This is a genomic window from Chryseobacterium sp. RLHN22 (assembly GCF_051011795.1).
In the GTDB taxonomy this organism is placed as follows: domain Bacteria; phylum Bacteroidota; class Bacteroidia; order Flavobacteriales; family Weeksellaceae; genus Chryseobacterium; species Chryseobacterium zhengzhouense.
Window position 1 is genome coordinate 1 of record NZ_JBPCHW010000026.1, and the last position, 25,207, is coordinate 25,207.

Consider the following 25,207-nt stretch of genomic DNA (forward strand, 5'->3'; position numbering starts at 1 on the left):
CGGCCTTCTTTCCCCTTTTTCCCCCCCCCCCCCCCCCCCCCCCCCGAAACTTTATATTTATAAATCAAAGAAAATTATTTTTCTTTTGATCTCTGTAAAACTTCATCTACCATTCCGAAATCTTTTGCTTCGGTAGAAGTCATCCAGTAATCTCTGTCTGAAGCTTTCTCAACCCATTCGTAAGTCTGTCCCGAGTGGTCTGAAATAATGTCATACAACTCTTTTTTAAGTTTTAACATTTCTCTCAAGTTGATTTCCATATCAGAAGCAACACCTTGAGCTCCGCCCGAAGGTTGGTGAATCATTACTCTTGAATGTTTCAACGCAGAACGTTTTCCTTTTTCTCCTGCAACCAAAAGCACAGCTCCCATCGAAGCAGCGATACCGGTACAGATTGTTGCTACGTCTGGCTTAATAATCTGCATCGTATCGTAGATTCCTAAACCTGCATAAACACTTCCACCAGGAGAATTGATGTAAATCTGAATATCTTTTGAAGGATCAGCACTTTCTAAGAATAGCAACTGAGCTGTTACGATGTTTGCCACCTGATCGTCAATTCCTGTTCCCAAGAAAATAATTCTATCCATCATCAGACGAGAAAAAACGTCCATCTGAGCAACGTTCAATCTTCTTTCTTCCATGATGTAAGGTGTAAGATTGGTAGGATTGAACATTCCCATATACTGATCGGTTACCAAACCGTTGTTTCCTAAATGTTTTGTAGAAAAATCTCTGAATTCTTTTTTAATGTCCATATTTCTATTGGTATTATTTTAAAAATTTATTTACCCTGTAAATTACAACTTTTATTCCTAAAAATTTATAAGACTTTTTGTCCGATTTTAAATTAATCTTCATGTGTTGTACATTTAGATTTTGTTTTTCATCAATAAGCATTAGGCCTTTGTTTAGCTTAAAACTAAACATAATTTTAATTTTTTGTCTACCCTTGCGTTATTTTTTTATTGCTAGGTTAAACAAAGAAAAAAGAGTTTAATTAGCTTATGAATTTAGGATAAACAAAGCCACTTCGTTTATTTAAAGAAACACAATTAGTTAATTTTGAATATTACGTTTTAAATATTTAAATACACAACAGGCTAATCTTAAATATTTAGGCTTCTTAAAACTGATTATTTATAAGTATAAATCCCTGTAATCGCAGAATAATCAAGAATTTTGGCTAACTCAACACGAACTTCAGATAGCATCTGAATTTTCTTTATCGCTGCAAAATAGATTTCAGGATCTGGAATTTCAGAAAGTTCTTTGGTAAATTTAGCAATCAGGAAATTTACATACCTGAATTTATGTACCAGAATATCACCTGCAACCTGTTCAGGCATTTTATCGCCGTAATTTGGCGCAATAATATTTCTTGTTGTCCAATCCTGAAGGTCATTGTAAATATTCATAGAATTTGCTGCGGCGGAACTTATCTCTTCATCCATTAAAGTAAAAAAGAAACTTCCCTTTCGTAGCTCTTCGTTTTCAATACCTTCTTTGATGTGCCTTACAATTTCTTTATTAATCTCAACCTGAAACTCATAGTTATCTTCTTCAAAATGATGCAGAATTTCTTCAATCACTGTAATGTCATACTTTTGATTGTCTGGTGTTGTACGATGCAGAATCATATCGCCGTAATTCAGAATATGTTTTATCAGATCATTTTCAAGTTTTGTAACCGGAAAAAGTATTAAATCCAATTCAGATACAGGTTCATCGGAAACTTTCAGCTGAACAGGTTTTTCTTCTGCTTTTACCTGAGCTTTCTGAGTCTGATTCTGGGTAATCTGCTTCTGAATATCAAGTTCATTAAACAAACTCTGCTCTGAAAGCCCGAATTTTGTAGAAACTTCCTTTAAATAAACTTCCTTTTTTAAAGCATTCTGAACAAACGAAACCGATTTTACAATATCACGAATCGCTTCAGCTTTTTTTATAGGATCATTTCCAACTTCTTTTAAAAGGATTTCAGCTTTAAAATCAATGAAATCCATCGCCTGATTTTCGATGAATTTTTCAACATATTCCTGCGGATGTTTTCTGGCAAAAGAATCGGGATCGTCGCCATCAGGAAAAAGAAGAACTCTGATGTTCATTCCTTCCGTTAGAAGCATATCGATACTTCTGAAACTCGCCTTAATTCCTGCATTATCACCGTCAAAAAGAATCGTCACATTTTCCGTGAGTCTTTTAATCAGTTTAATTTGTTCGGTTGTTAAAGAAGTTCCTGAACTTGCCACTACGTTTTCAATTCCGGACATATGAAGTGAAATCACATCCATATAACCTTCTACCAAAAGGCAGACATTTTTTCTGGAAATTGCCTGTTTGCTTTGGTTTAAACCATACAGAACATTTGATTTATGATAAATCTCGGTCTCCGGAGAGTTGAGATATTTGGCCGTTTTAATATTATTCTTAAGAATTCTGGCTCCAAAACCCAAAACTCTTCCAGAAAAACTGTGAATAGGGAACATCACTCTTTCCCGGAAACGGTCTAATCCGTTCGGAGCATTTTCAGGAAAAATTGAAAGCCCGGATTTTTCTAAAACTTCTTTGCTATAACCTTTTTCAATCGCAAATTCGGTAAAAGCATTTTTCTTTTCAGGAGAAAAACCGAGCTGAAATTTTCTGATGATGTCATCTTTGAGTTCACGCTCTCTGAAATACGAAAGTCCAATGGCTCTACCCTCTTCATTTTCCCAAAGAATATTCTGAAAAAAATCGTTGGCAACTTCATGAATTTTATAGAGTAAATCCCTTTCGGATTGAGCATTTTTAGCTTCTTCAGAAAATTCACGCTGGTCTTCTTCAATTTCGATTCCGTATTTTTTTGCAGCGTGACGAAGTGCTTCAGGATAGGTAAAATTTTCAATTTCCATTAAAAAAGAAATCGCTGTACCTCCTTTTCCTGTTGAGAAATCCTTCCAAATCTGTTTACTTGGAGAAACCACAAAACTGGGCGACTTTTCTTCATGAAAAGGACTCAAACCTTTAAAATTTGATCCCGCCCTCTTCAGCTGCACATATTCCCCTACAATCTCCTCTACGCGGATTGTGGAAAATATTTTATCGATCGTCTGTTTGGAAATCATACTGCAAAAATAATGAAATGATTTTGAGCTTGAGCTAAATTATATCTAATTGAAAATATTTTAGTTTAAGTCGTTGTTTTTTAGTGTATTTTTAGCAAAAAAAATAAATGAAAAAAATTTACTTTGTGTTGGCTTTTATTTTCAGCATGCACCTTCTGATGTCAACAGATTGTTCAGGGTTTCATCACGAAGTTGAGGAAATACCCAATAAAATAAAAGTGAGTTTAGATAATTCAAAAGTTTATCATATTAATGATACGATAACGATTCGGGGGCGTGTTTCTGTAAACGGACTTAACTCGATTTCTCAAGATTCGGTAAAACTTCAGGGAAATCCACTTTTTATGATTACAGTTTCTAAATTAATAAAAAATAAAACCAGTTACAATTTACAGTACGCTCTGAATAAGTTTAAAATTATAGCTAAAGATTTTCAGATCGATAATTATGCAAACTGTCCGAATGCTAATTTATACGCTTCAGCAACGGAATATACAGCAGCAAAACTGTACCGTTATGAAGTTAAACTTATTCCTTTGGAAACAGGCGATTTTTCAGTTTATTTTAATGATACTTTTTCGCTTCAGAATATCATCAAAAAGCAAAATTTATTACAAAACTACCCTATTACAGGTACAAATTCTATGGTTTGGGAGGTTTGTGGAAATAGCAATGTGACAGCAAATCTTACGGATGGTGATGTTTTTATTGAAGTTCAGTAAATAATCACAAAAAGACAGTCCGACTTTCATCAGACTGTCCTACGCAACCACCAAAATAACTATTATGAATAGTCTAAAATTATATTTACAAAGTCGTATTTACAACTCCAAAATCAATGGTGAGTACCGGCTCATAAAATGAAATCGGACCATTATCGCCACTTCCCAGATATAATTTTATCCCGTTAGTAATCATTTCCTGCGTAATAATTATAGGTGAAAGAACCAATTCATCACGAATTGTTGTAAAACCACTCGTCTTGGTCTGTTTAAACATTAAATCTTTAATTTTAGTACCTCCGGTAACTGTTCCTGCAGCTGCATTATAAACTGCATTTCCTGTATAGGCAACAAATCTAGAAGCACCCGCATTGGCTGTAATTTCCTGATATTTTAGTGAAATATTGATGGACATTATATTCCCTAACAATTGCTGCGGAATATTGATTTTAGAATTAGCATTATCCCAAATCACAAAATTATTTGGCGGCCCCGAAAGTGGATTATTTTCTATGATAACATCTACAGGGCTTAGATAACTGCAGTCAAACAGTTTTAGTTTAGGAGAATTCGGTACTACAAATGCGTTTGTACTGTAAGGATATGTGTTTACATCATTCAGTAATATATTCATAGGTTTCACAAATGCAAGTAAGTTATTGATGGTTGTGGTTGTATTGTCTAATGTAGCCCAAAGATTCCCATCCCAATAAAAAAAACCTTTATTTTTTAAATTAACTCCTATCCCTACCTGATTTACCAATGAAGCTGGAGAGGTAGCATAAACAAGATTTGATTCTAAGGCAGCTCCCGTAATAGGCATATTGAATATAGCGTCACCTGTTAATCTTGGAATCATTAATCCTTCGACAGTGTTAGAAGAAGCTTTTCTGTCGATTTGAAGTGTAGTTGTAGGAACAGTTGTATTAATCCCAACTTGCCCATAAAACAAACCATGCATAGAAATGCAAAAAAGTAGAATTAAACTTTTCATATCGTATTTTTAGAATATAAATTTACGACTACGTTATAAAAATATTCAATAAAAAAGTATTTTATTTTAATTATTTTATTCTTAAATTTGTAAAACAGTCAATTTATCATAATAAATTAAAATATTTGTTTAAAAAATCACAACCACCAATTTAATTCATTTTATATTTTAATTTTAACTCAAATAACTTAATTTTGATTTTTATTCTAAAATGAATTTTAATATAAATCAAATCCAAGACTGGCAAAAAGTAGTTGACTCCATTTTACCCGAACTGAAACACAATATCCTATTATTAAAAGGAAATTTAGGTGCCGGTAAAACAACATTCACGCAGTTTCTACTGAAAAATTTAGGCAGTGATGATGAAATAAGCTCACCTACTTACTCTATAGTAAATGAGTACAATTCGCCTAAGGGAAAAATATATCACTTCGATTTATACCGTTTGAAAAATATTGATGAGGTATACGACATCGGTATAGAAGAATATCTGGACAACGCATTTTTATGCATCATTGAATGGCCTGAAGTGTATGAAGAAGAACTTTACGGACTGGATTATCATTCGATGAGCATTAGTAATACCGGAGAAAGCAGGGAAATTAAATTCGATTAAAATATTATATCTTTGCTTAAAGAAATCGATTGTACAAAATAATTTTCTGTAAGCCATAATTGTATCAAAAATGAGTACGACAAATATTTTTACTCCTTTTTCCGAGGAAGAACTGATTCCAAAGGAGGAAAAGTTGGAAGTTATAAAAAAAGGAAAGCAATTCAGTATAGGAATTCCTAAAGAAACCTGTCTCAATGAAAGAAGAGCATGTATCACACCGGATGCCGTACAGGTTTTGGTAGAACACGGCCACGAAATCATTATCGAATCCGGAGCCGGACAAGGTTCATTTTTTACAGATTTACAATACTCAGAATCGGGTGCAAAGATTACTCAGGATGCAAAAGAAGCATTTTCTCAGGATCTGGTTTTAAAAATTAATCCGCCTACAGAAGAAGAAATAGATTATTTTAAACCCAATACTTATCTGGTTTCTGCACTTCAGATCAATCTTAGAGATAAAGATTATTTCATTAAACTCGCCGAGAAAAAAGTCAACGCTATTGCTTTTGAATTTATTGCTGATGAATACAAACAGCTTGCTTTGGTAAGACTGATCGGTGAAATTGCAGGATCGGTATCAATTTTATATGCTTCCGAGCTTCTTGCTTTATCAAACGGCTTAATGCTTGGCGGAATTACTGGAGTAAGACCTACTGAAGTTGTGGTTTTAGGAGCAGGAATTGTAGGAGAATTTGCTACAAAAGCCGCAATCGGTTTGGGAGCAAGCGTAAAAGTTTTTGACAATTCACTTTCAAAACTGAGAAGGCTTCACACTTTGGTCGACAGTCGCGTTCCTACATCGATTATTGATCCTAAAGAATTAAGCAAAAGTTTAAGAAGGGCTGATGTTGTGATCGGAGCTTTGCCAAGACTTAATATGCAGCCGATTGTGACCGAAGATATGGTCATGAAAATGAAAAAAGGCAGCGTCATTATAGACATCGTCATTGACAATGGGAAAGCCATCGAAACTTCCGAGTTAACGACAATGGAAGATCCTTACATCATCAAACATGGCGTCATTCACTGCGGATTACCGAATCTTACATCAAAAATGCCGAGAACAACAACAAAGGCAATCTCTAATTTCTTCCTTTCTTATATTTTAAATTACGACGAAGAAGGCGGTTTTGAAAATATGCTGATCCGCAAAAACGAAATGAAACAGAGTTTGTACATGTACAAAGGCAGACACACCAAAAAAATTATCTGCGACCGTTTCGGACTGACGTATCACGATATCAATCTTTTAATTTTCTAAATGAAAAAAATAAAATTCTTTTTAATTGGTCTTGTTCCGGGATTGATTATTGTATTTTTTGTGCTTAATAAAAAAGGAGTAAGCTGCAGTGGTTATTTACCAAACAGCCGTGTTATTGCAGAAACACTTTCAAAAGATTTTACGTATTCAGATGATTTTAAAGCTGAAATGGTCCATCTAAAACTCAACGAAAAATTCTTAAAAGACAGCATCATTACTTCAGGAAAAATTGATTTTGATCGAAGCCATGCTCAGAAAAAGCCTTGTCCTGATTATGTTTTGACTTATCCTGAAAAAAATCCCGTTTATGAAATCACATTCGAAAAGTGTGATGAAAAAGCAGTTTTAAACAGCCTAAAGAAACTTAAATAGTTCTAAAATACAGACTTAAAAATGGAAGGCAATCTCTATCTGATTCAGGATTATCTGATTTTCATCGGAGTTTTTGCCATTTTCCTTTTTCTTGCAATAAGCATCTATCTTTTCGGGCAAAACCAGCGTTTAAAAAACAGAAACCTGAGACTGAATGCAGCCAATAAACTGATTGAGCAGAAACTGAATGAAGTTCAGCTTGAACATATCGGAACCAAACTTAACCCACATTTATTTAAAAATATTCTGAACTCGGTACAATCGCACGCTTATCAGACGTATATGTCTTTGGACAAGCTTGCCAATGTTCTCGATTACATTTTATATGAAAGCAACAACAAATTTGTAAGCCCGAAAGAAGAGCTTCAATTTGCCTTAAGTCTTATAGAAATTAATAAAATAAAGATCAATCCCCTGTTTGATTTCAGAATTAAATCTAAAATTGACAAATCGGATTCTATTTTTGAAGAAAAAGTATTCGCCCCGCTTATTTCGGTTGATTTAATTGAAAATGCTTTTAAACACACTGATTTTCTGGCACAAGATTCGTTCATTTCTATTAACCTGGAATTTGAGAACGGAATTTTTTCAATGAAAGTAAGCAATAAAGCTTCCTTGAAAAATATTTTACCTAAAGAAAACGGCGGATTTGGAAGTCAGTCTTTGGATCAGAGATTAAAAATGATTTACACTAATTTTTACTCGCTTCAGAAAAATTCAAAAAGCGGTATCTTCACAGCAGAATTAACAATCAATTTAGGCGAATTCTATGATAAAATGCGTTATTCTTGATGATGAATTACTGGCGATAAGCTATTTAAAACTTCTTTGTGAACAAATTGAAAACGTAGAAGTTGTAAAAGCCTTCAATGACCCAAAAGTCTTTTTGAACGAAATCGGGAATATCGATTGTAATCTCTGTATTCTGGATATCGAAATGCCGGGAATGACCGGATTGCAGGTTGCCGAACTTATTTCAGGATCAAAAAAAATCATTTTTACGACCGCATATAAAGAATATGCAGCCGAGGCTTTTGACCTGAATGTCGTAGATTATGTACGAAAACCCATCAAAAAAGAAAGGCTGATTCAGGCATTTGAAAAGGCAGCAGATCTTTTAAACAACAGCCAAAAGAAAGAGTACATCGAATGGAACACCAACATCGGTAAATCAACAATTTTTACAGAACAAATTGCTTATATCAAAACTTCTGAAATTGATAGTCGTGACAAAGACATCATTCTGAAAGACGGAACCACCATCGTACTGAAAAACATGAATTTCAAATCTCTTCTGGAAATGCTCCCTTCAAAAGATTTTGCACAGGTGAATAAGAAAGAAATCATTGCTTTATCTTCGGCAAAGGTTTTGTCGACCAACGAAATTATCACTACAATAGCCACAGATTCTGATCAGTTTCTGAAACTTCATATTGGTGAAACATACAGAAATTCTCTGATGGAAATGTTCGGAAAATAGCCATTTATATTACATTAAGTTAAGCTATCTTAAAAATTCCAATCTTTATTTCTAAAAATCTTAAATTGCAAATCTCTTTTATATTCTGAAAGGGATTCATTTTTAAACAAAATAGTATGAAAAAAATAAGCATTCTCTTTATTTTGATTTCGGCATTTGTTTTTGCCCAACAATCTGTTTTAGACCAGAAAATAAATTCCATTATCAAGGATAAAAAAGCGACAGTCGGAGTTTCGGTTTTAGGATTTGAAGATGGTTATAATTACAATAAAAACGGATCTACAAAACTTCCAATGCTTAGTGTATTTAAGTTTCATATTGCAGCTACAGTCCTCGATTTAGTAGACAAAGGGAAGCTTTCATTAGACCAGAAAATTTTGATTAAAAAAAGTGATTTGTTGGAAAATACATGGTCACCAATTCGCGAAAAATATCCTGACGGAAATATAGAACTTTCTTTAGGTGAAATCATTAATTACACCGTTGCATGGAGCGACAATAACGGTTGCGATGTATTATTAAGGCTAATTGGAGGCACACAAGTTGTTCAAAAATTCATGGACTCTAAGGGCGTGAAAAATTTCCAGATTAAGCATAATGAAGAACAGATGCACAAAGGAGCAAAATATCTGTATGAAAATTACACCACCACAAATTCTTTGAGTCAGCTTTATAAAAACTTCTACTACGGTAAGATTTTATCTGAAAAGTCAACAAAGTTTTTATATGACATCATGCTGAACACTACTACAGGAGTAAATAAGCTGAAAGAGCAGTTACCTGCAAAATCTATAGCTCACAAAACAGGTTCTTCAGGAAAAGACGGAGAACTAACAATCGCAGAAAATGATTCCGGAATCGTAACCTTACCGAATGGCAAACATTATGCAATAGTAGTATTTATTAGTAATTCTACCGAGACAGAACAGGTGAATTGCAAGATGATTTCAGACATTTCAAAGATTGTCTGGGATTATTTTAATAAGTAAAATTTTAAGCTTAATTTTAAAACCAATAAAATGAAAAAGATATTTTTGATTTTCGGAGTCTTCGTAATCACACTTTTCTTTGCACAGAAAAGCGAGAATTTCTACGAAATAAGTTACAACAGCATTTGTTGCGGGCCGCCTTCTACATCTCCTGTTATGAGTTATATTGAATCTTTCCAAAAGAAAAACAAAGGAAAGACAGTCGAAGTTTTCAAACAATCCGGTTTAGGAAGAGAAGGCGAATTTAAACTGTTTATCGGAATCGATGCGCTATCAAAATCTCAAAAAAGTAAATTTTTAAAAGGTCTTGAAGCAGCTGTAAATTCTCAAAACAGTGCAAAAAATCAAAGCAGTGACGGTACAGTGAATTTCAACTCTCAGCCTGTGAAGAAAGAAAGTCTTAAACAGATTAATAATTTAACTATATATAAAAAAGAAAAAGTAAAATGATCAAAAACATTGTTGTTATCGGAGCAGGAACCATGGGAAATGGTATTGCACATACTTTCGCACAAAGCGGTTTTAAAGTAAATTTAGTTGATGTATCTCAGGACGCTTTAGACAGAGGATTAAAAACGATAACCACTAATCTTGACAGAATAATTGCCAAAGGAAACCTTACAGAAGAGCAGAAAGCTGAAACTTTAGGGAATATCACAACCTTCACTGAACTGAAAGATGCTGTTACAAACGCAGATTTAGTCGTGGAAGCTGCAACAGAGAACCAGGATCTGAAGCTGAAAATTTTTGCTCAGATGGATGAGTTTGCTCCTGAAAACTGCATTCTATCAACCAACACCTCTTCAATTTCCATTACAAAAATTGCTGCGGCAACAAAAAGAGCAGATAAAGTAATCGGAATGCACTTTATGAATCCTGTTCCAATCATGAAACTGGTAGAAATCATTAAAGGGTATTCTACTTCCAAAGAAACTTTTGATGCGATCTATGAAATGAGCAAAACACTGGGAAAAGTTCCGGTAGAAGTGAACGATTATCCGGGTTTTGTAGCCAACAGAATTTTGATGCCGATGATCAACGAATCTATCGAAACTTTATACAATGGTGTTACCGGCGTTGAGGAAATCGATACGGTGATGAAATTAGGAATGGCTCATCCGATGGGGCCGCTTCAATTGGCAGATTTTATCGGTCTTGACGTTTGTTTGGCAATCCTTAACGTGATGTATGATGGCTTTAAAAATCCTAAATATGCTCCAAATCCGTTATTAGTGAATATGGTCATGGCAGGGAAATTAGGCGTGAAATCAGGAGAAGGTTTTTATGATTATTCAGAAAGCAAAAAAGCTGAAAAAGTAGCGAAAATGTTCGCAAAATAAATTAGAAAATCATTCAATAATCAGTTTGAATTATAAATTGAATTCAACAAAATTATACCTCAAAGAGAACAAATACCAATAATTTTATTATCTTTGATTTAAAGTTAAAACATTAAAAAAATGAAATTACCAAAGTTTTTATTAGCAGACAATTCGGAATTTCCTGAAGATTTATTCGTAGTTCATACAGAATATCCAAGATTCATCCTAAACGTTGAAGAAGAGGAAGTTGAATGGCTTGATGATTTGGAAGGTGACGATGAAGAAACAATGGCAGACGAAGCTACCAAAGTAGTAGAAGCAGCTTTCAAGTGGTGCGACGAAGAGTTGGCTAAGTACGATGAAGAAGACGAAGAATAAGAAAAATACTTATAAAAAAAGGAACTCACTACGAGTTCCTTTTTTATTCTATCTATTCTGACTTATTAAACTTCAATAACAGCAAATTATCCTGGTATAATTCTAAAGTAGTTCCTGAAACTACATATTTGTTGGCTTTCTGAAGCATATCCATAAAGTTTTTCTCTACGCTCATATTTTCACAAGCCATTTTGGTAGATCCCAATCCTGAAGGCGAGAATTGTCCTGAAGCCGTTTCCATTACTACCGAACCGAAATATCTGTTACATCCTGCATTACCATTCAGTTTTGAACCTTCAATATTCAATGTAGGAACCTGCCCTTTTACGTTATCTGCTAAAGTCCACTTTGTATTGGCGATTGATGGTTGCGCTTTGCCAACTTTAGACGCAGAAGTATTTTTCATTGTTCCGCACGAAGCGACAAGCGCCATTGCGAATATTCCTAGAACTATATTTTTCATTTTACTTTTTGATTTAGCTCAAATTTACGGAAAACTATTTAATTTTTATAAAATGCTTTTTAAGATTTTCGGCGTCTTCATTGTTCTGAAAATTTATACCAATTAGGCTGGCGTGTCCCAACTTATAATCTTTATTCGTTAATAAGAAAGTTTTTTTTCTAAGATTTTGGTCTAAAGTGCTCATTCCAATACTCTTCCGTCTTCTGTCGATATCTTTCACCAAAGCATTTCCTTTTTCTCCTCTTTTCTCAGGATAAAACCATTCATGTACGTAACAGCAATCTGCTTTTTCCAACATTTCTTCAACTCCATCATGAGGTCTTTCAGAATTACCCTCATTTTTTAAAATCTGAACAATATCAAAATATTTAGCAGAGTAATCGGTAGTTCCGTTACTTAAATCTAAAAGAAAAGCTGCATTATCAGGAGTAATTTTTCCTCTGTTTAAAGCCTTAATAATTTCACTTGAAAAATTGACAACTTGTGGTTTGTAAAGACTAGTTGCCAATTGATGCCAAATAATAAAATAAAAATTCTGAAAAAATACAGGATCCGCCGAACTCAGGCTCAAATCATATTCATTGGGAAACCCTTTTTTCTGAATTAGCTGTAAAAGTTTTGTACTTGTAATACTGTCGTTCCTGGTAATCTCTTTTTTATATTTTGCATAATCTCCGCCGGAAAGCTTTCTGTAATGTTGGTCAGTGACAAACAATTCATCTAATTGTTTTCTGTAATCATTATCAAACTTATTTGTGCATTTCAGTTTCTTATAATTTTCATGGTTGGGGAAATTTACTGAAATAAAATGGTCTTCAAATTTATAATTCATGCAGTTCAAAGACTGATAATGTTTAAATGCATTTTCATATTCCTTTTTATTCAGCAAAACTTTCATATGATTATATATATCATTCGCATGAGGTTCATTAAAATGTTTAAAGGCCTTTCGATAATAAAAATCAGCACTGTCTAAATCATCGGTCACAATTTTATCTTCAGCCGAATTTACCGCTTCATGGTACTTTATTAATTTTTTGTTCGTCAGTTCACGATTTTGGGAATTTATAAAAGCAAAAACGAATAGAAAGGCAAGTAATGAAAATGATTTCATGTTAATTGGCAATTAGTTTAAAACAAAAAAACGGACAAATGTCCGTTTCTATTGTGTGAAAAAAATATTTTTTATCCTCTCAATTCTGCATTAAATTCTTTCTGGAAAGATTTAATTAAAGAATCCATTACCTGAGAAATTTCTTTTTCTTCTAAAGTTTTTTCTTCGTTCAGCAATTCAAAGCTCATCGCATAAGATTTTTTCCCTTCCGGAAGGTTTTTTCCTTCGTACACATCAAAAAGATTAATGTTTTTAATGAATGGAGATTTATTCTTTTTAGCCGTCTGATACAATTCCTGATACGTAATATTTTTATCGATCAACAACGCCAAATCTCTTCTGATTTTGTTGAATTTCGGAATATCTTTAAATTTCAGCTCATTCTTAGAACGTAATTCCTGAGCAAACTCCAATTCGATTTCTGCGTAGAAACATTCCTGGTCTACATCGAAATCTTTCAGCATTTGAGGAGCTACTTTTCCGATTCTCACTAAAGTTTTTCCTTCAGATTCGTAAGCAATTGCGTCTGAGAATCTTTCTTCATCTAAAGCAACTTCCTTATAATCAATTGCTAATTTTTCCAGTAAAACTTTCACGTAAGCTTTTAAATTGTAGAAATCGGTCGCAGATTTTGGCTGAAGCCAGTTTTCAGCAACATTTCTTCCTGAAACTAAAATTGCCAACTGCTTTCTTTCTTCGTATTTCTCTTTTTTATGATAGATTTTTCCGAATTCGAAAAACTTTATATCCTGATTTTTTCGGTTGATGTTATACACTGCATTCTGCAAAAGACCTTCCAACAAAGACTTTCTCATAAATGCCAAATCTCCGCTTAATGGGTTTAATAACTTCACAGCATCGGTTTCATCTTTCACAGAAGTCAGCGAATTATTAATCACTTCGTTGAAACCTAAACTCTGTAAGGTTCTCGCCCAAGAATTTTCCAGTTCATCCTGATCGTTTGCACTTAGTTTTACAGGGGTAAAAGATATTTTTTGCGGAGCATCAATTTTATTGTATCCGTAGATTCTTAAAATCTCTTCAATCACATCGATTTCTCTCGTCACATCAGCTCTGTAAGCAGGAACAGAGATTTCAAAACCATTCTGAATTTCATTCAATACCTGAATTTCAAGCGCTTTTAAAATTTCTTTAACTTTCTCTCTGTGAATTTTTGTTCCTAAAATCTGTTCAATTTTTGAAAATCTAATGATCACATAATTATCTTCAATCTTCTTAGGATATTCCTCCAACAACTCTCCTACCAATTTTCCTTCCGCTAATTCTTCGATTAACTTAATTGCATGTGTAATGGCAGTTCTTGTAATGTTTGGATCAACACCTCTTTCAAATCTGAAAGAAGCATCGGTATTCAAACCATGGAATTTAGCTCCTTTTCTTACCGCAACCGGATTGAAATAAGCACTTTCCAGGAAAATTGTTTTTGTTTCATTAGAAACTCCTGAATTTAGTCCCCCGAAAACTCCGGCAATACACATCGGATTGTCTTTTCCGTCTTTGATGATGATTTCAGAACCGTTCAATGTTCTTTCAACCCCGTCTAAGGTCGTGAATTTCGTTCCTTCCGCAACGGTTCCTACTTTTATTTTTTTGTCTGCAATTTTATCTGCATCAAAAGCGTGAAGCGGCTGTCCGAAACCATGAAGAATATAATTGGTAATATCTACAATATTGTTAATCGGACTTAAACCGATTGCTTTTAGTCTGTCTTTTAACCAAGACGGAGAATCTGCCACTTTTACGTTTTCAATAACAGCTCCGATGTATCTCGGTGTCAATTCTGCATTTTCAACTTCAAGTGTGAAACTGTGAGAACCTTCATTATTCAGGGCAACAGAAGAAATTTTTTCAAATTCAGATTTCTGCTGGTTTGTAGAAAGAAAAGCGTGCAAATCTCTTGCAACACCATAATGTGACATTGCATCGGTTCTGTTTGGCGTTAAACCGATTTCAAGAACTTCATCATTCGTCAGTTCAAAATAATCTGCAAAGTTTTTCCCAACTTCATATTTTGTTTCGTCTAAAACCATGATTCCGCCGTGATCGTCGCTCAAACCTAACTCGTCTTCTGCACAAATCATTCCCTGAGAAACCTCACCTCTGATTTTAGCTTCTTTAATTTCGAAAAAACTTCCGTCTTTAGCATAAATTTTCGTTCCAACTACGGCAACAGGAACAGTTTGTCCTTCCCCAACATTAGGAGCACCGCAAACGATGTTTAAAACTTTTCCGTTTCCTACGTCTACCGTTGTTTTGTTTAATTTATCAGCATTCGGATGTTTCTCACACGTCAAAACTTTTCCTACAACGATGCCTTCAAGACTTCCTTTTACACTTTCAAACTTTTCGATTCCCTCAACTTCAAGACCTATATCCGTAAGAAATTCTCCGATTCTCTCGGTTTTCAGTTCTGTTTTGATGTAGTCTTTCAGCCAGTTGCTTGATATTTTCATTGCTAGAATTTTAAAAATTTAATCTTCAGATTTTAGAATCACAGTTTTAATTACTATGATCAGCCCTCTGAATTTTGCGTCTACAAATGTCGTGTTTTTTTAAGAAATACCGAAATTCAAAAAGGTTAAAAAAATCATATAAAAGCTTATTTGGATTGAGGAAAAACTATTATTGCACAAACTTAATTTTAATAAGTTTATTTGGAATTTATAAAGCTTAACTACTTTTGTTCGGTTTCAACAGATTTGTTTTATATTTGAAATCATAAATAAAAGCTTCAGTTTTTATTTTTCCACTTGACTCTTTTTAACCCAACATTTTGAAAAAATTTCTTGCTTTAGCCATTACTTTTTGTACTTGGATTTGTTTCCATTCTCAAAACACGTACGCATTTTTCGGTTCTTTTAACTGGGATAAAAACACTGAAGGTATTTATGTCTATGAATTGGATACTATTAAAGGAAAACTCTCAAAGGTAACTTCTTACACGGGTATTTCAAATCCGTCTTTTATCACTTTGTCGCCCGATGGAAAATACATTTTCGCCTGTACAGAAAGTAAAACAGAAAACGGTGGAAGTGTAAGCAGTTTTGAATTTAATCCTGAAAATAAATCATTAACTTTTATCAGCAAACAAAAAAGTGGTGGTGAAAATCCAGTTTATTTAACGGCTCATAAAAATGGAAAATGGCTTGTTAACGGAAATTATACAGAAGGTAGTGTTTCAGTTTACCCTATTTCAGAAGGCGGAAAAATTGAACCCTATGTTCAGAACATACAATTCAAAGAAGGAAGTATAAATCCTGACAGACAAGAAAGGGCACATATTCATTCAACGGTTTTTTCTCCAAATTTCGATTATCTATTTCTTCCTGATTTAGGTGCAGATAAAATCAGAGTTTTTAAATTTGAAAATGAAAAAAATCAGCCATTGCAGGAGGCTGAAATTGCTTTTACAAAAACCACTTTAGGAAGCGGACCAAGACATTTCACATTCCATCCCAACGGAAAATTCGCTTATTGCATTGAAGAAATGGGAGGTGCAGTAAGTGTTTATTCTTACGAAGATGGAAAATTAAGTAACCTTCAAAGAATTTACACTCACTCTGAAAAATATAAAGATAATTTTGAAAGTTCTGACGTTCACATTTCCCCTGACGGAAAATTTCTGTACGCTTCAAATCGCGGAAAAGAAAATAATATTGCTATATTTTCAATTCAGAATGATGGGAAATTGAAAACAGTTGGTTATCAGTCGGTAAAAGGTAAACATCCAAGAACATTTAATCTTGACCCAAGCGGAAATTTTTTGATTACAGCTAATACAGGAACTAATAATGTGGCTGTATTTAAAAGAGCTCCTGAAACAGGATTGCTTAAAAAAGTTGGTAAAAAGATTAAAATAAGGAATGTTTCGAGTGTGCAGATTAAGAAGTATTGATTTTTCTATTGAAATTAGTTTTATATTTATTTAAATCATAAATTTTATATGTATAAAAAATTTACATCTCTTTTATTGTTTCTTCTTTTCATTAATCTTTCAGGTTTTTTAAAAGCACAAATTCATACTTTTGACCAAACTAAAATTGACAGCACAATTTTTATCCAAACAAGAAATGCTATCAACAAAATTCCAACTGATCAGTTTAAAAAATTTGTTTACAAGAATAGTTCAAAAGAGCTTCCTTATCGATTATTGTTCCCTAAAAACTATGACAAGAACAAGAAATATCCAATTATAATAGCATTTCATAATTCTTCAAGAATTGGGAATGATAATGAAAAACAGCTTGAACATTTAACCAAAATATGGATTAGAGAGGAAGTTTACAATCAATACAATGCATTTGTTTTAGCCCCTCAGTTTAATCAGCGTTCTTCTATATATTCTGAAAATCCGGAAGGTATTCTCACCTCAAAACCAAGTGATTATGCGCATCAAATTTTAGAGTTATTAAATGAAATTGAGAAAAATTACCCGATTGATAAATATCGAATTTATTTAATAGGATATTCAATGGGCGCTTCTACTGCACAAAACTTAATGAATTTGAGGCCCGAAAAATTCGCAGCAATAGTTTCTGTAGCTGCCGTGCCCGATTTTTCAAATTTGAAAGCATGGAAAAATAAAAATATCTTTTTAATTCACGGACAAAAAGATACTTCCAACCCTTATCAAGGAAGCGAAGAATTATTTACCAAAATGAAAAACAATAAGAAATTAATTTTTAAAACCTTTACAGAGCTCACTCACGATAATATTACAATTCCTTTGCTCTTAAGTGATGAAATTCCAAAATGGTTATTTCAACAACATAAATAACTATTATAATTAAAAAGATTACCTCCTTACAGAATCACTCTTCTTAAACGCATCCACAGGTTGATAAGAATCATTCTCCTCTTTTTTCTTTTTATCTGAAATTAAGATTCCGAAAAGATGATCGATTTCGTGCTGGAAAATTACTGCGGTAAAGCCTTCTACCATTTCTGAAAATTTTTGTCCTTTCAAATCTACATATTCCAGCTGAATAACTTTGCTTCGGTAAAACTGGTCTCTGAACTCGGGAATTGACAAATCTCCTTCCGGACCGAGATTCTGTAATTCTGATCTCCAGGTAATGACAGGATTCAGAAAATATTCTAACGGTTCGCCTTCTTTGTCGAAACGCTGTACCCAAATCACTTTTCTGTTGATTCCCACTTGCGGAGCGGCAATTCCTACTCCACCGTCGGTAGATAATAGAGATTCTTTCATTCTTTTTACCAAAATTGCCGTGTTTTTATCAAGCGGATCAATTTCTGTGGAAAGACTCAGTAAAGTTTTATGTTGGTGTTCATCTGTTGTCTGATAAATCGGTAACGCTGAATTGATATTACCCTGATTGATCAATGAAATTTCAGATTTTGTGAATTTTTGTGCGTTGATAAGTCCGATGAACAGAACAAAAAGTATAGAGATTTTTTTCATTTTTAAAGAATGTTGAACAAAGATAGAGCATGTTTTTTAGGTTTTGGCTAAAGCCATGGAATTTTTCAAATTAAAAAACGGGCTAAAGCCCGTTTCTATTGAATATTTCAATTTGTCATTCTGACACAGCCTGAATGACAGACCTCACCATTTTTTTCTCTCGCAAATTTAGGAGATTTCGCAGATTTTTCTGCTTAATTTGCTCAATCTTCGTCGAGCTAAACTTGTTTCTTTTTACTTTTTACTTGGCTCTTTTTAGTACGTTTTCGTCATATCCGCCGGTACAATCAGATTAAAGTCTGTTGGAATATACTCTTTTTCAGGAATTTTTAATTCGGCATCTTCAGATTCAAAAACAGAGATCACCGCCATTTTCAGATTCGGATTTTTCTGTTTGATATACCAATAAATTCCTCCAAATTCTTTGCTGTGAAAGTTTCCGTTGTAATGGATGAATGTTTTTCCGGGTTGCAGGTTTTTAAGAATAGACTCTGCCATTGTAGCATCTTTCGTTGCCTGAGCCGAAATAAAATTCATGACTTTAGTTCCTTCTGCGTGATCACCCATCATTTTTTTCATTTCCGGATAGCCGGGAGTTTCTAACGTCACAGTGATCGGCAACTGAGCGATGTAAGATTTTTCTTTTTCACTGAGTTTATTTAAAGATTCCAAACCTTCTTTTGCAGTTTGTGAAGCATATTTTCTCGGAATATTGGTTGCAATGAAATTCAGGTTTTTATCTTTTGCAAAATCGACCAATGGTTTATAATCTGTCGTATAATTATTCCACAAACGGACCGAATCTTTCAGGTTTTTAGCATCAATTTTACCCGAAAGATATTTGTTAAGCTGAACCTGATTGTCTCTTTCAAACATTTCGGCTCCCAAAGTGATCTGTTTGTTTTTTTTCTCGTACAAAGCTTCCGTAACTTTCAACTGAAGCCAGTGAACAATTGAATTGTTGTGCAGCTCCCCAAAGAAAACAACGTCGTAATCTGCTAGTTCCTTGACAAGCTTCTCTGTTTTAACGGCTTTACCTTTTTTATTATAGAACTGATAAGGTTTAAAATCCTGTGCATTGATAACAGAAAAACCGAAAACTAATAGGGCTATAAATATATTTTTCATTTTAATTTTTTTAAACACGAATAACACGAATGTCTTTCACAAATATCACAATCTTTTCAACCACAAAAGTCACAAAAGATGATAACACTTCAGCCATTTTAAGTTTAATAACATTCTGCAAAAAGTTCAAACAAGTTCAGAAAATCAAAGATTTTCTAAAAGCTTTAGCGCTCTTAACAAGAAATAAAGTTAGGATTAAGTATTTATATTAAAAAAACTTTTGTGACTTTTGTGGTAAAATATTAAGTTAAAAAAAAGACCGCTTTGAATTTTCATACAAAACGGTCCAGGCAAATCAATTAATTCTTATTTTTCTAAATCTGCTACAAGATCTTTCCATTCCTGTAGTTCAGGGATTCCCGGTTTTCTTTTTCCGAAAAACTGTACGATAAATTCACCGTCTTTGTTGAATACCTCAATTGCAGTTACTTCGCCGTCTTCAGTAGGCTTTTTCACAATCCATGCTTCGGCAATTTTAGTAACATCTAAATGCAGGTTGAAATCAGGATCCATTACATTGAACCATTGCTGATGCCACAAAGTTTTCTTCACATTTCCTGTGTGGATCTGGATAATCCCTCTGTTTCCGACAAAAATCATGATCGGAAGTTCTTTTTCTGAAGCATCTTCCAGCACATTTACCACTTTCGAAGGATCAATTTTTTTTGCATAACCTTCAGGAGCCAGTCTCAAAGCCTGAGTTCTCGACACTCCGAATTTTCTGGTCATCATAAAGAAATCGTGGGTATCTTTTAATTCTGTCCATGCTTTTTTGAAACCTTCAGCATCAATCTCCGAATCTGCTTTTTCAGGAGCTTTTGGAGCTACCGTTTCAAATTCTGAAGCTTCGTTCTGGTTTTCAGCTTTAAATTGATCAACGATCATATCAAACGCTTCAACATTGCTGTCTTTTGTAAGATAAATTTTATGAAGAGCCAACCCATCCTTTCCGAAGAACTGTAGGCTTTTTTTATCGCCTTCTATAACTGCGAAAGCAAACTTCCAGTGGTTCATAAAAATTCTCAAATCAATATCTTCACCTACGAAAAGCTGCGCATGAGGACTGCTGAAATCACCATTAAGATAAGTTCCTTTTCTTTCGTGAACACATTCATCATTTCTTGTAAGTGCCATTACTTTGCCTAATTTTTCAACTTCAGTAAGGATATTCTGGAATTCAGGTTTTAAAACGGTTACTCCCTCTCCTACATTTGTTGTCAATAATTCAGCTTCGCTTACTCCCAACTGATCTGCAGCATTTCTTATTCTTAAATGTGGGTTTTCTGCTTTCAGAGCTTCCCATTTTACCTTTAAATCGTTAACTATTGTATTCATTATATTTATTTTTTTATGGTTAAAACTGTATATATTCTTTTAATGGTTTCATCACCGGTTTTGCTTTTTATTTCTTCTTCTTTTTCGGAAATTTTCATTCTTTTAAAATGGCTCTGAGAAATCAGTTCTTCCATTTCGGAATTGTTGTAAAGCTTAAAATCGAATACGGTGAAAGGTAATTTCTCCATGAAGTCTTTCTGACCAAATGTTAAAACAAATGTTCCGTTATCTTTTAAAACTCTGTAAATTTCATTCAGAAACTCAACAGGATTTTCCCAGAAATAAACAGTGTTTACCGTAAATATTTTATCGAACACCTCATCTTCAAAAGGAAGCTTTTTCCCTTCATACAAAATAAATTCAGCCTGATCTTTAAATTCCAGATTCAGATTCCGGGCTTCTTTATTCATGGTTTCAGAAATATCAATTCCTGTGTATTTCAGTTCTTTGGCTTTATCTAAAATATTTTTAAGATGTCCCGCATTTCCATGACCGATTTCGAGAATGTGTTCGCCGTCTTCAATCAGAAGCGTTTTGATACTTTCCAAAGTCATCCCGATATTGGTGGCGTTCATCATTTCACCGATTTCGATTCCTTTTTCACCTTGCGGATTGGCGAGATGCTGTGCTAATATTTTTAAATCTTTTTCTTCCATTATCCAAAAATAATCATCGGGTTTGCATTCACAGGGTGTGCACAAATGGTGCATGGGAAATTGTAAGCCTGCGAAATATTGTCGGAAGTAAATACTTCTTCCGGAGTTCCATACGCTGAAACTTTACCGCCTTTCATTAATAAAATTTTGTCTGCAAACTGAGCAGCAAGATTAAGGTCATGTAAAACCACAATAGCCGAATTGGCATTATTGGTGAATTTTTTAATGATTTCTAAAGCTTTGTACTGATGTTTCACATCGAGATTATTTAGTGGCTCATCAAGAAAGACAAGCTTCTGCTCAATTTCATTTTCAAGCTGAGCCATTACTCGCGAAAGATGTACTCTTTGTTTCTCACCGCCCGACAAAGTATTGTAATCTCTTTCTTTAAGGTGATAAACATCGGTTTCGTGCATCAATTTATTCATGGCTTCCAGGTCTTCCTGCTTTGGTTGGGAATCAAAATAGGGATAACGTCCCATCATTACGACATCCTTTACCTGCAAAGGAATTTCATTGGAATTGTGCTGAGAAAATTTAGCTTTATGCAATGACAATTCTCTCACATCCCAGTCAGCAATATCTTTATCTTTAAAAAGTATTTTTTGCTTTCTGTTTTTCACCTCATTTGCCAAAATACTCAGCAAACTTGACTTTCCGGCTCCATTAGGTCCCACTATAGCTAAAAATTCACCATAATTGAGTGAAACATTTACATCGTTCAGAATAAAAAATTCTTTATGTTTATAATCAATCTGACGTGCCTTTAACATTAGAGTGATTTTTTAAATTTAATTAAAATAGCTATGAAAATCGGACCTCCCATTAATGCCGTCAAAATACCAATAGGTAATTCCGAAGGCTGCACTATACTTCTGCTGAATGTATCGGCAACCAAAAGCAAAATACTTCCGCAAACTGCAGACAAAGGCAAAATGAAGGTGTAATTTGATTTAAATAAAAGCCTCAAAATGTAAGGCACAATCAAACCTACAAAGCCAATCGTTCCTGAAAAAGCAACGCATGTTCCAACCATTAAAGCCGTTACAATAACAATCTGTTTCTTCAGTCTTTCAACATTAATTCCTAAATGTTGCGCATCTTTTTCGCCCAACATCATCGCATTTAAAGCTTTTCCTTTTGGAAGAAGAATCGTGTAAGAAATGATTGCAACGATAGTCAAAACAATATTTTTAGTCCATGTCGCAGCAGCTAAACTTCCCATATTCCAGAAAGTGAGGTCTCTCAACTGCTCGTCTTTGGATATATAGATCAAAAAACCTGTAATTGAAAAACCGATTGCCGTAATGGCAACGCCACTAAGCAACATCATCACTACATTTGTTTTTCCGCCACTTGTAGAAATTCTGTAGACGAGCATCATTGCTAACAATGCTCCAACAAAAGCTGAGATACCCGTAAGTGAAAACTGAACCATCTCAGGAAGATATTCTTTAAAATGCCCTCCTAAAACAATTGAAATTGCGGCAAGTAAAGTTGCTCCCGATGTAAGACCGATTAAATCTCCCGTCGCTAAAGGATTTTTGAATAATCCCTGTAAGCTTGTTCCCGAAACCGCCAACATACTTCCCACCAGAATTGCCATCACAATTCGGGATGCTCTCACATCCCAGATCACATATTTGTCACTAAGCTTCAAATTCGCATCACCCTGAATAAACTGACTTAAAACAGTAAAAGGAGAAACGCCATTAAAATCATAAACGCCAACATAAAGTGCCACAATTGCCAGTAAAACCAGCAAAAGGACACTTGTAATGAAAAAAAAGTATAATTTATTTTGTGTTTTCAACTAATAGTTTGTTTAATCCAACTGCAGCTTCACCCAATCTAGGTCCGAAACCTGAAACCAAGCCTCCGTCCATAGCGATAATTCTCTTATTTTTACCTGCGTTTGTCTGAGAAACTCCCGGCATTTCCAAAGCGCCTTTATTTCCACCGGAACTTTCAAGACCTGATGAGAAAAAGAATAATACGTCCGGATTGGCTTTTACCACGGCTTCCGGAGTTAAAGGTTTGAAATCTTCAAAATCATTAATTGCGTTTTCACCTCCTGCAAGACTAATCAAAGCGGCCATTGGTGTATTTTTTCCTGAAACCATCATCATATTTCCTCTTGCGTAGATGAATAAGACTTTCGGTTTTTTAGCCATTGGCTGAATTTGCTTTAAATCAGCATCAATTTTATCGTTTAATTTCTGATAATCTGCATTACCAATTGCTTTTGCAACATTTTCTATTAATTTTTTAGTTCCTTCGACTGTATATTCCTGTTTAAAAGTTTCGGTTTTAATTCCTGAAGCTTTTATTTTCCCCATCAATTCGGGGTTAATATCTTTATCTGAGGCTAAAATCAAAGTAGGACTTACCGCCATGATCGGCTCAATGGTAATCGATCTTACGTGACCTAAATTTTCTGAAGTTTTTTTTAAAGATTCAGGGTATGTGCTTGTAACATCTGTTGCTACAATTTCTTTTTCGTACCCTAAAGCGGCAACGATTTCTGTAATTCCACCGTTTAAAGTTACTATTTTATTGTTCGTTTTAGGAGTTTCAGCAACAAGTTCATTTCCGTTTTCGGTAGGTTTCTGCACTTCTTTTTTGCAAGAATACACTGCCATTAAAACTGAAGCTGCAAGTAAGAATTTTTTCATTTTTATACTGATTATTATTTGATTTTACTTAAATTAAAGAGGTTTAAACTCAAATTGCGGTCTTCCACGTTCCCCATCCGGACTTGATAACCTCATGAATTTTAATTTAAAATAATACCCGTTCGGATCTTTAATAATATAAAAAACGCTATTGTTTACTGCTGATCCCGACGGGCTTGCTGTTCTCCAATTCCCTCCTATTGTACGCTGATCGTTATAAACAAATTTGGAGTTATCAATATCTGATGCTTTGAAATTGTTAAAAGCCTCTGTAGCTGTCATTGGAGCTGTAACTTTCTCTTCATACGCTCCTGCACCACCCATAATATTGTGAGTAACAAAATCTGCATAAACATAGCTTCCTGCTCCTTCAAAAATATTGGTAAAGACAGTAAATGATATATCCCATTTTTTCTTCTCCGGCTGTACAGAAACTTCAGCATTATTTTTCAGACTGAAAAATTTGAAATTGTATGCATTATTTTTTGTGATTACTGCTTCTTTGATGACATTAGAGTTTAGCTCTGCATATTTAATTTTATATCCTTCACCGTTTCTCACGATCTGTACCTTCATCCAACCTCTAAGATCACCTCCTGTAAGTGCCGATCCGGAAGGAACAGTTCCAGCGTATATATCTTTACCCATATTAATCAGATAAATACCATTTTCAGCATCATTTGCTTTTACTTCTCCGATAGCTGTTGTAGAAGTCGGAAAATTTCCTTTTACATCATCAATATAAATTTCATTCCCTGCATCAAAATTAGCTACCTGAATTAGATCTGTAAATGGTTTAGCATTTATTTCGTTTACCTGCGTAAGATCATTTAGATTAGGACCTTTACCTGCACCCATAGCAATAGATGAATTGAGTACAACTTTAAACTCATTTCCGGTATAAAATGCAAGATCCCAGTCTGTTCTTCTGTTGAACGTTTGTTTAGGATTTCCCTGACTATCTGTTTCGCTCAGATCTATCCAAACCTGATTAGGTTGAGCTCCTCCTCCTACGGAAGGTTCTACAGTCTGCCCTTCAATGGGCGGAACTGCAATAGGATCTTCATTATCATTAATACACGACTGAGAAATTATAGATGCACCTGCAAGCAGACAGAATAGTAATTTTTTCATGTAATTTTA

Annotated in this window: 26 protein-coding genes; 12 read left to right on the forward strand and 14 right to left on the reverse strand. The window is 34.1% G+C overall.

Annotated features, from left to right (window positions below):
• Nucleotides 1-74 precede the first annotated feature (74 nt).
• Both clpP and dnaG read right to left on the reverse strand, forming a co-directional pair.
• Complete coding sequence (gene clpP / locus ACR1PN_RS18295) at nucleotides 75-758, reverse strand: ATP-dependent Clp endopeptidase proteolytic subunit ClpP (protein ID WP_378181565.1); 684 nt, start codon at nucleotides 756-758, stop codon at nucleotides 75-77.
• Nucleotides 759-1,136: 378 nt separating this feature from the next.
• Nucleotides 1,137-3,107, reverse strand: a complete 1,971-nt coding sequence (dnaG, locus tag ACR1PN_RS18300; RefSeq protein ID WP_433981199.1) for a DNA primase — start codon at nucleotides 3,105-3,107, stop codon at nucleotides 1,137-1,139.
• 107 nt (nucleotides 3,108-3,214) lie between these two features.
• On the opposite strand from dnaG, the gene ACR1PN_RS18305 reads away from it, so the two are divergent.
• Entirely contained in the window at nucleotides 3,215-3,829 is a 615-nt protein-coding gene (locus ACR1PN_RS18305) for a hypothetical protein (RefSeq protein WP_433981200.1), read from the forward strand.
• Between the two features lie 85 nt (nucleotides 3,830-3,914).
• Here the strand turns inward: ACR1PN_RS18305 and ACR1PN_RS18310 are convergent, their stop codons facing one another.
• Complete coding sequence (locus ACR1PN_RS18310; RefSeq protein ID WP_433981201.1) at nucleotides 3,915-4,823, reverse strand: hypothetical protein; 909 nt, start codon at nucleotides 4,821-4,823, stop codon at nucleotides 3,915-3,917.
• Between the two features lie 211 nt (nucleotides 4,824-5,034).
• Here ACR1PN_RS18310 and tsaE point away from each other — a divergent pair, with 211 nt between their 5' ends.
• From tsaE to ACR1PN_RS18355, 9 genes are all read left to right on the forward strand, one after another.
• A complete protein-coding gene (tsaE, locus tag ACR1PN_RS18315; protein ID WP_433981202.1) occupies nucleotides 5,035-5,442 on the forward strand; it encodes a tRNA (adenosine(37)-N6)-threonylcarbamoyltransferase complex ATPase subunit type 1 TsaE in 408 nt (135 codons plus the stop codon).
• Between the two features lie 70 nt (nucleotides 5,443-5,512).
• Entirely contained in the window at nucleotides 5,513-6,706 is a 1,194-nt protein-coding gene (locus ACR1PN_RS18320) for an alanine dehydrogenase (RefSeq protein ID WP_378181550.1), read from the forward strand.
• Nucleotides 6,707-7,078, forward strand: a complete 372-nt coding sequence (locus tag ACR1PN_RS18325; RefSeq protein ID WP_433981203.1) for a hypothetical protein — start codon at nucleotides 6,707-6,709, stop codon at nucleotides 7,076-7,078. It begins immediately after the preceding gene.
• 21 nt (nucleotides 7,079-7,099) lie between these two features.
• Nucleotides 7,100-7,870, forward strand: coding sequence for a histidine kinase (locus ACR1PN_RS18330; RefSeq protein ID WP_433981204.1), 771 nt, complete (start codon nucleotides 7,100-7,102; stop codon nucleotides 7,868-7,870).
• The gene (locus ACR1PN_RS18335; protein WP_433981205.1) at nucleotides 7,848-8,558 is read left to right on the forward strand and encodes a LytR/AlgR family response regulator transcription factor; all 711 of its coding nucleotides are present in this window, start codon (nucleotides 7,848-7,850) and stop codon (nucleotides 8,556-8,558) included. Before ACR1PN_RS18330 ends, ACR1PN_RS18335 begins: the two co-directional genes overlap by 23 nt.
• A gap of 116 nt (nucleotides 8,559-8,674) precedes the next feature.
• Nucleotides 8,675-9,547, forward strand: a complete 873-nt coding sequence (gene bla-A, locus ACR1PN_RS18340; RefSeq protein ID WP_433981206.1) for a CGA/CIA family class A beta-lactamase — start codon at nucleotides 8,675-8,677, stop codon at nucleotides 9,545-9,547.
• Between the two features lie 30 nt (nucleotides 9,548-9,577).
• Nucleotides 9,578-9,997, forward strand: coding sequence for a hypothetical protein (locus ACR1PN_RS18345; protein ID WP_433981207.1), 420 nt, complete (start codon nucleotides 9,578-9,580; stop codon nucleotides 9,995-9,997).
• On the forward strand, nucleotides 9,997-10,887 hold the full coding sequence (locus ACR1PN_RS18350; RefSeq protein ID WP_433981233.1) for a 3-hydroxybutyryl-CoA dehydrogenase: 891 nt from the start codon (nucleotides 9,997-9,999) through the stop codon (nucleotides 10,885-10,887). Before ACR1PN_RS18345 ends, ACR1PN_RS18350 begins: the two co-directional genes overlap by 1 nt.
• 120 nt (nucleotides 10,888-11,007) lie before the next feature.
• Nucleotides 11,008-11,247, forward strand: a complete 240-nt coding sequence (locus ACR1PN_RS18355; protein ID WP_378181532.1) for a hypothetical protein — start codon at nucleotides 11,008-11,010, stop codon at nucleotides 11,245-11,247.
• A gap of 52 nt (nucleotides 11,248-11,299) precedes the next feature.
• Here the strand turns inward: ACR1PN_RS18355 and ACR1PN_RS18360 are convergent, their stop codons facing one another.
• The 3 genes from ACR1PN_RS18360 to pheT all read right to left on the reverse strand — a co-directional run bounded on the left by ACR1PN_RS18360 (nucleotide 11,300) and on the right by pheT (nucleotide 15,298).
• Entirely contained in the window at nucleotides 11,300-11,710 is a 411-nt protein-coding gene (locus ACR1PN_RS18360) for an META domain-containing protein (protein ID WP_378181529.1), read from the reverse strand.
• A 34-nt stretch (nucleotides 11,711-11,744) separates the two neighbouring features.
• The gene (locus ACR1PN_RS18365) at nucleotides 11,745-12,824 is read right to left on the reverse strand and encodes a hypothetical protein (protein ID WP_433981208.1); all 1,080 of its coding nucleotides are present in this window, start codon (nucleotides 12,822-12,824) and stop codon (nucleotides 11,745-11,747) included.
• 71 nt (nucleotides 12,825-12,895) lie between these two features.
• Nucleotides 12,896-15,298: a phenylalanine--tRNA ligase subunit beta gene (gene pheT, locus ACR1PN_RS18370; protein WP_433981209.1), complete on the reverse strand. Its 2,403-nt coding sequence runs from the start codon at nucleotides 15,296-15,298 to the stop codon at nucleotides 12,896-12,898.
• A gap of 320 nt (nucleotides 15,299-15,618) precedes the next feature.
• Here pheT and ACR1PN_RS18375 point away from each other — a divergent pair, with 320 nt between their 5' ends.
• Together ACR1PN_RS18375 and ACR1PN_RS18380 are read left to right on the forward strand one after the other, a co-directional pair.
• Entirely contained in the window at nucleotides 15,619-16,740 is a 1,122-nt protein-coding gene (locus ACR1PN_RS18375; protein ID WP_433981210.1) for a lactonase family protein, read from the forward strand.
• A gap of 48 nt (nucleotides 16,741-16,788) precedes the next feature.
• Entirely contained in the window at nucleotides 16,789-17,622 is an 834-nt protein-coding gene (locus ACR1PN_RS18380; RefSeq protein WP_433981211.1) for an alpha/beta hydrolase-fold protein, read from the forward strand.
• An 18-nt stretch (nucleotides 17,623-17,640) separates the two neighbouring features.
• Here ACR1PN_RS18380 and ACR1PN_RS18385 read toward each other — a convergent pair whose 3' ends face one another.
• From ACR1PN_RS18385 to ACR1PN_RS18420, 8 genes are all read right to left on the reverse strand, one after another.
• On the reverse strand, nucleotides 17,641-18,270 hold the full coding sequence (locus ACR1PN_RS18385) for a peptide deformylase (RefSeq protein WP_433981212.1): 630 nt from the start codon (nucleotides 18,268-18,270) through the stop codon (nucleotides 17,641-17,643).
• A 255-nt stretch (nucleotides 18,271-18,525) separates the two neighbouring features.
• Nucleotides 18,526-19,398 carry a ChaN family lipoprotein gene (locus ACR1PN_RS18390; RefSeq protein WP_433981213.1) on the reverse strand — a complete coding sequence of 291 codons (873 nt, stop codon included), beginning with the start codon at nucleotides 19,396-19,398 and terminating at the stop codon, nucleotides 18,526-18,528.
• Between the two features lie 306 nt (nucleotides 19,399-19,704).
• Nucleotides 19,705-20,733 (reverse strand): hemin-degrading factor, encoded by a 1,029-nt coding sequence (locus ACR1PN_RS18395; RefSeq protein WP_433981214.1) that lies wholly within the window; start codon nucleotides 20,731-20,733, stop codon nucleotides 19,705-19,707.
• Between the two features lie 5 nt (nucleotides 20,734-20,738).
• Nucleotides 20,739-21,389: a class I SAM-dependent methyltransferase gene (locus ACR1PN_RS18400; RefSeq protein ID WP_433981215.1), complete on the reverse strand. Its 651-nt coding sequence runs from the start codon at nucleotides 21,387-21,389 to the stop codon at nucleotides 20,739-20,741.
• A complete protein-coding gene (locus ACR1PN_RS18405) occupies nucleotides 21,389-22,162 on the reverse strand; it encodes a heme ABC transporter ATP-binding protein (RefSeq protein ID WP_378181499.1) in 774 nt (257 codons plus the stop codon). Before ACR1PN_RS18405 ends, ACR1PN_RS18400 begins: the two co-directional genes overlap by 1 nt.
• A complete protein-coding gene (locus ACR1PN_RS18410; RefSeq protein ID WP_433981216.1) occupies nucleotides 22,162-23,202 on the reverse strand; it encodes a FecCD family ABC transporter permease in 1,041 nt (346 codons plus the stop codon). Before ACR1PN_RS18410 ends, ACR1PN_RS18405 begins: the two co-directional genes overlap by 1 nt.
• Nucleotides 23,186-24,064, reverse strand: coding sequence for a heme/hemin ABC transporter substrate-binding protein (locus ACR1PN_RS18415; RefSeq protein WP_433981217.1), 879 nt, complete (start codon nucleotides 24,062-24,064; stop codon nucleotides 23,186-23,188). The genes ACR1PN_RS18410 and ACR1PN_RS18415 overlap by 17 nt, the downstream gene beginning before the upstream one ends.
• 33 nt (nucleotides 24,065-24,097) lie before the next feature.
• Nucleotides 24,098-25,198: an HmuY family protein gene (locus ACR1PN_RS18420; RefSeq protein ID WP_433981218.1), complete on the reverse strand. Its 1,101-nt coding sequence runs from the start codon at nucleotides 25,196-25,198 to the stop codon at nucleotides 24,098-24,100.
• Between the last annotated feature and the right edge of the window lie 9 nt (nucleotides 25,199-25,207).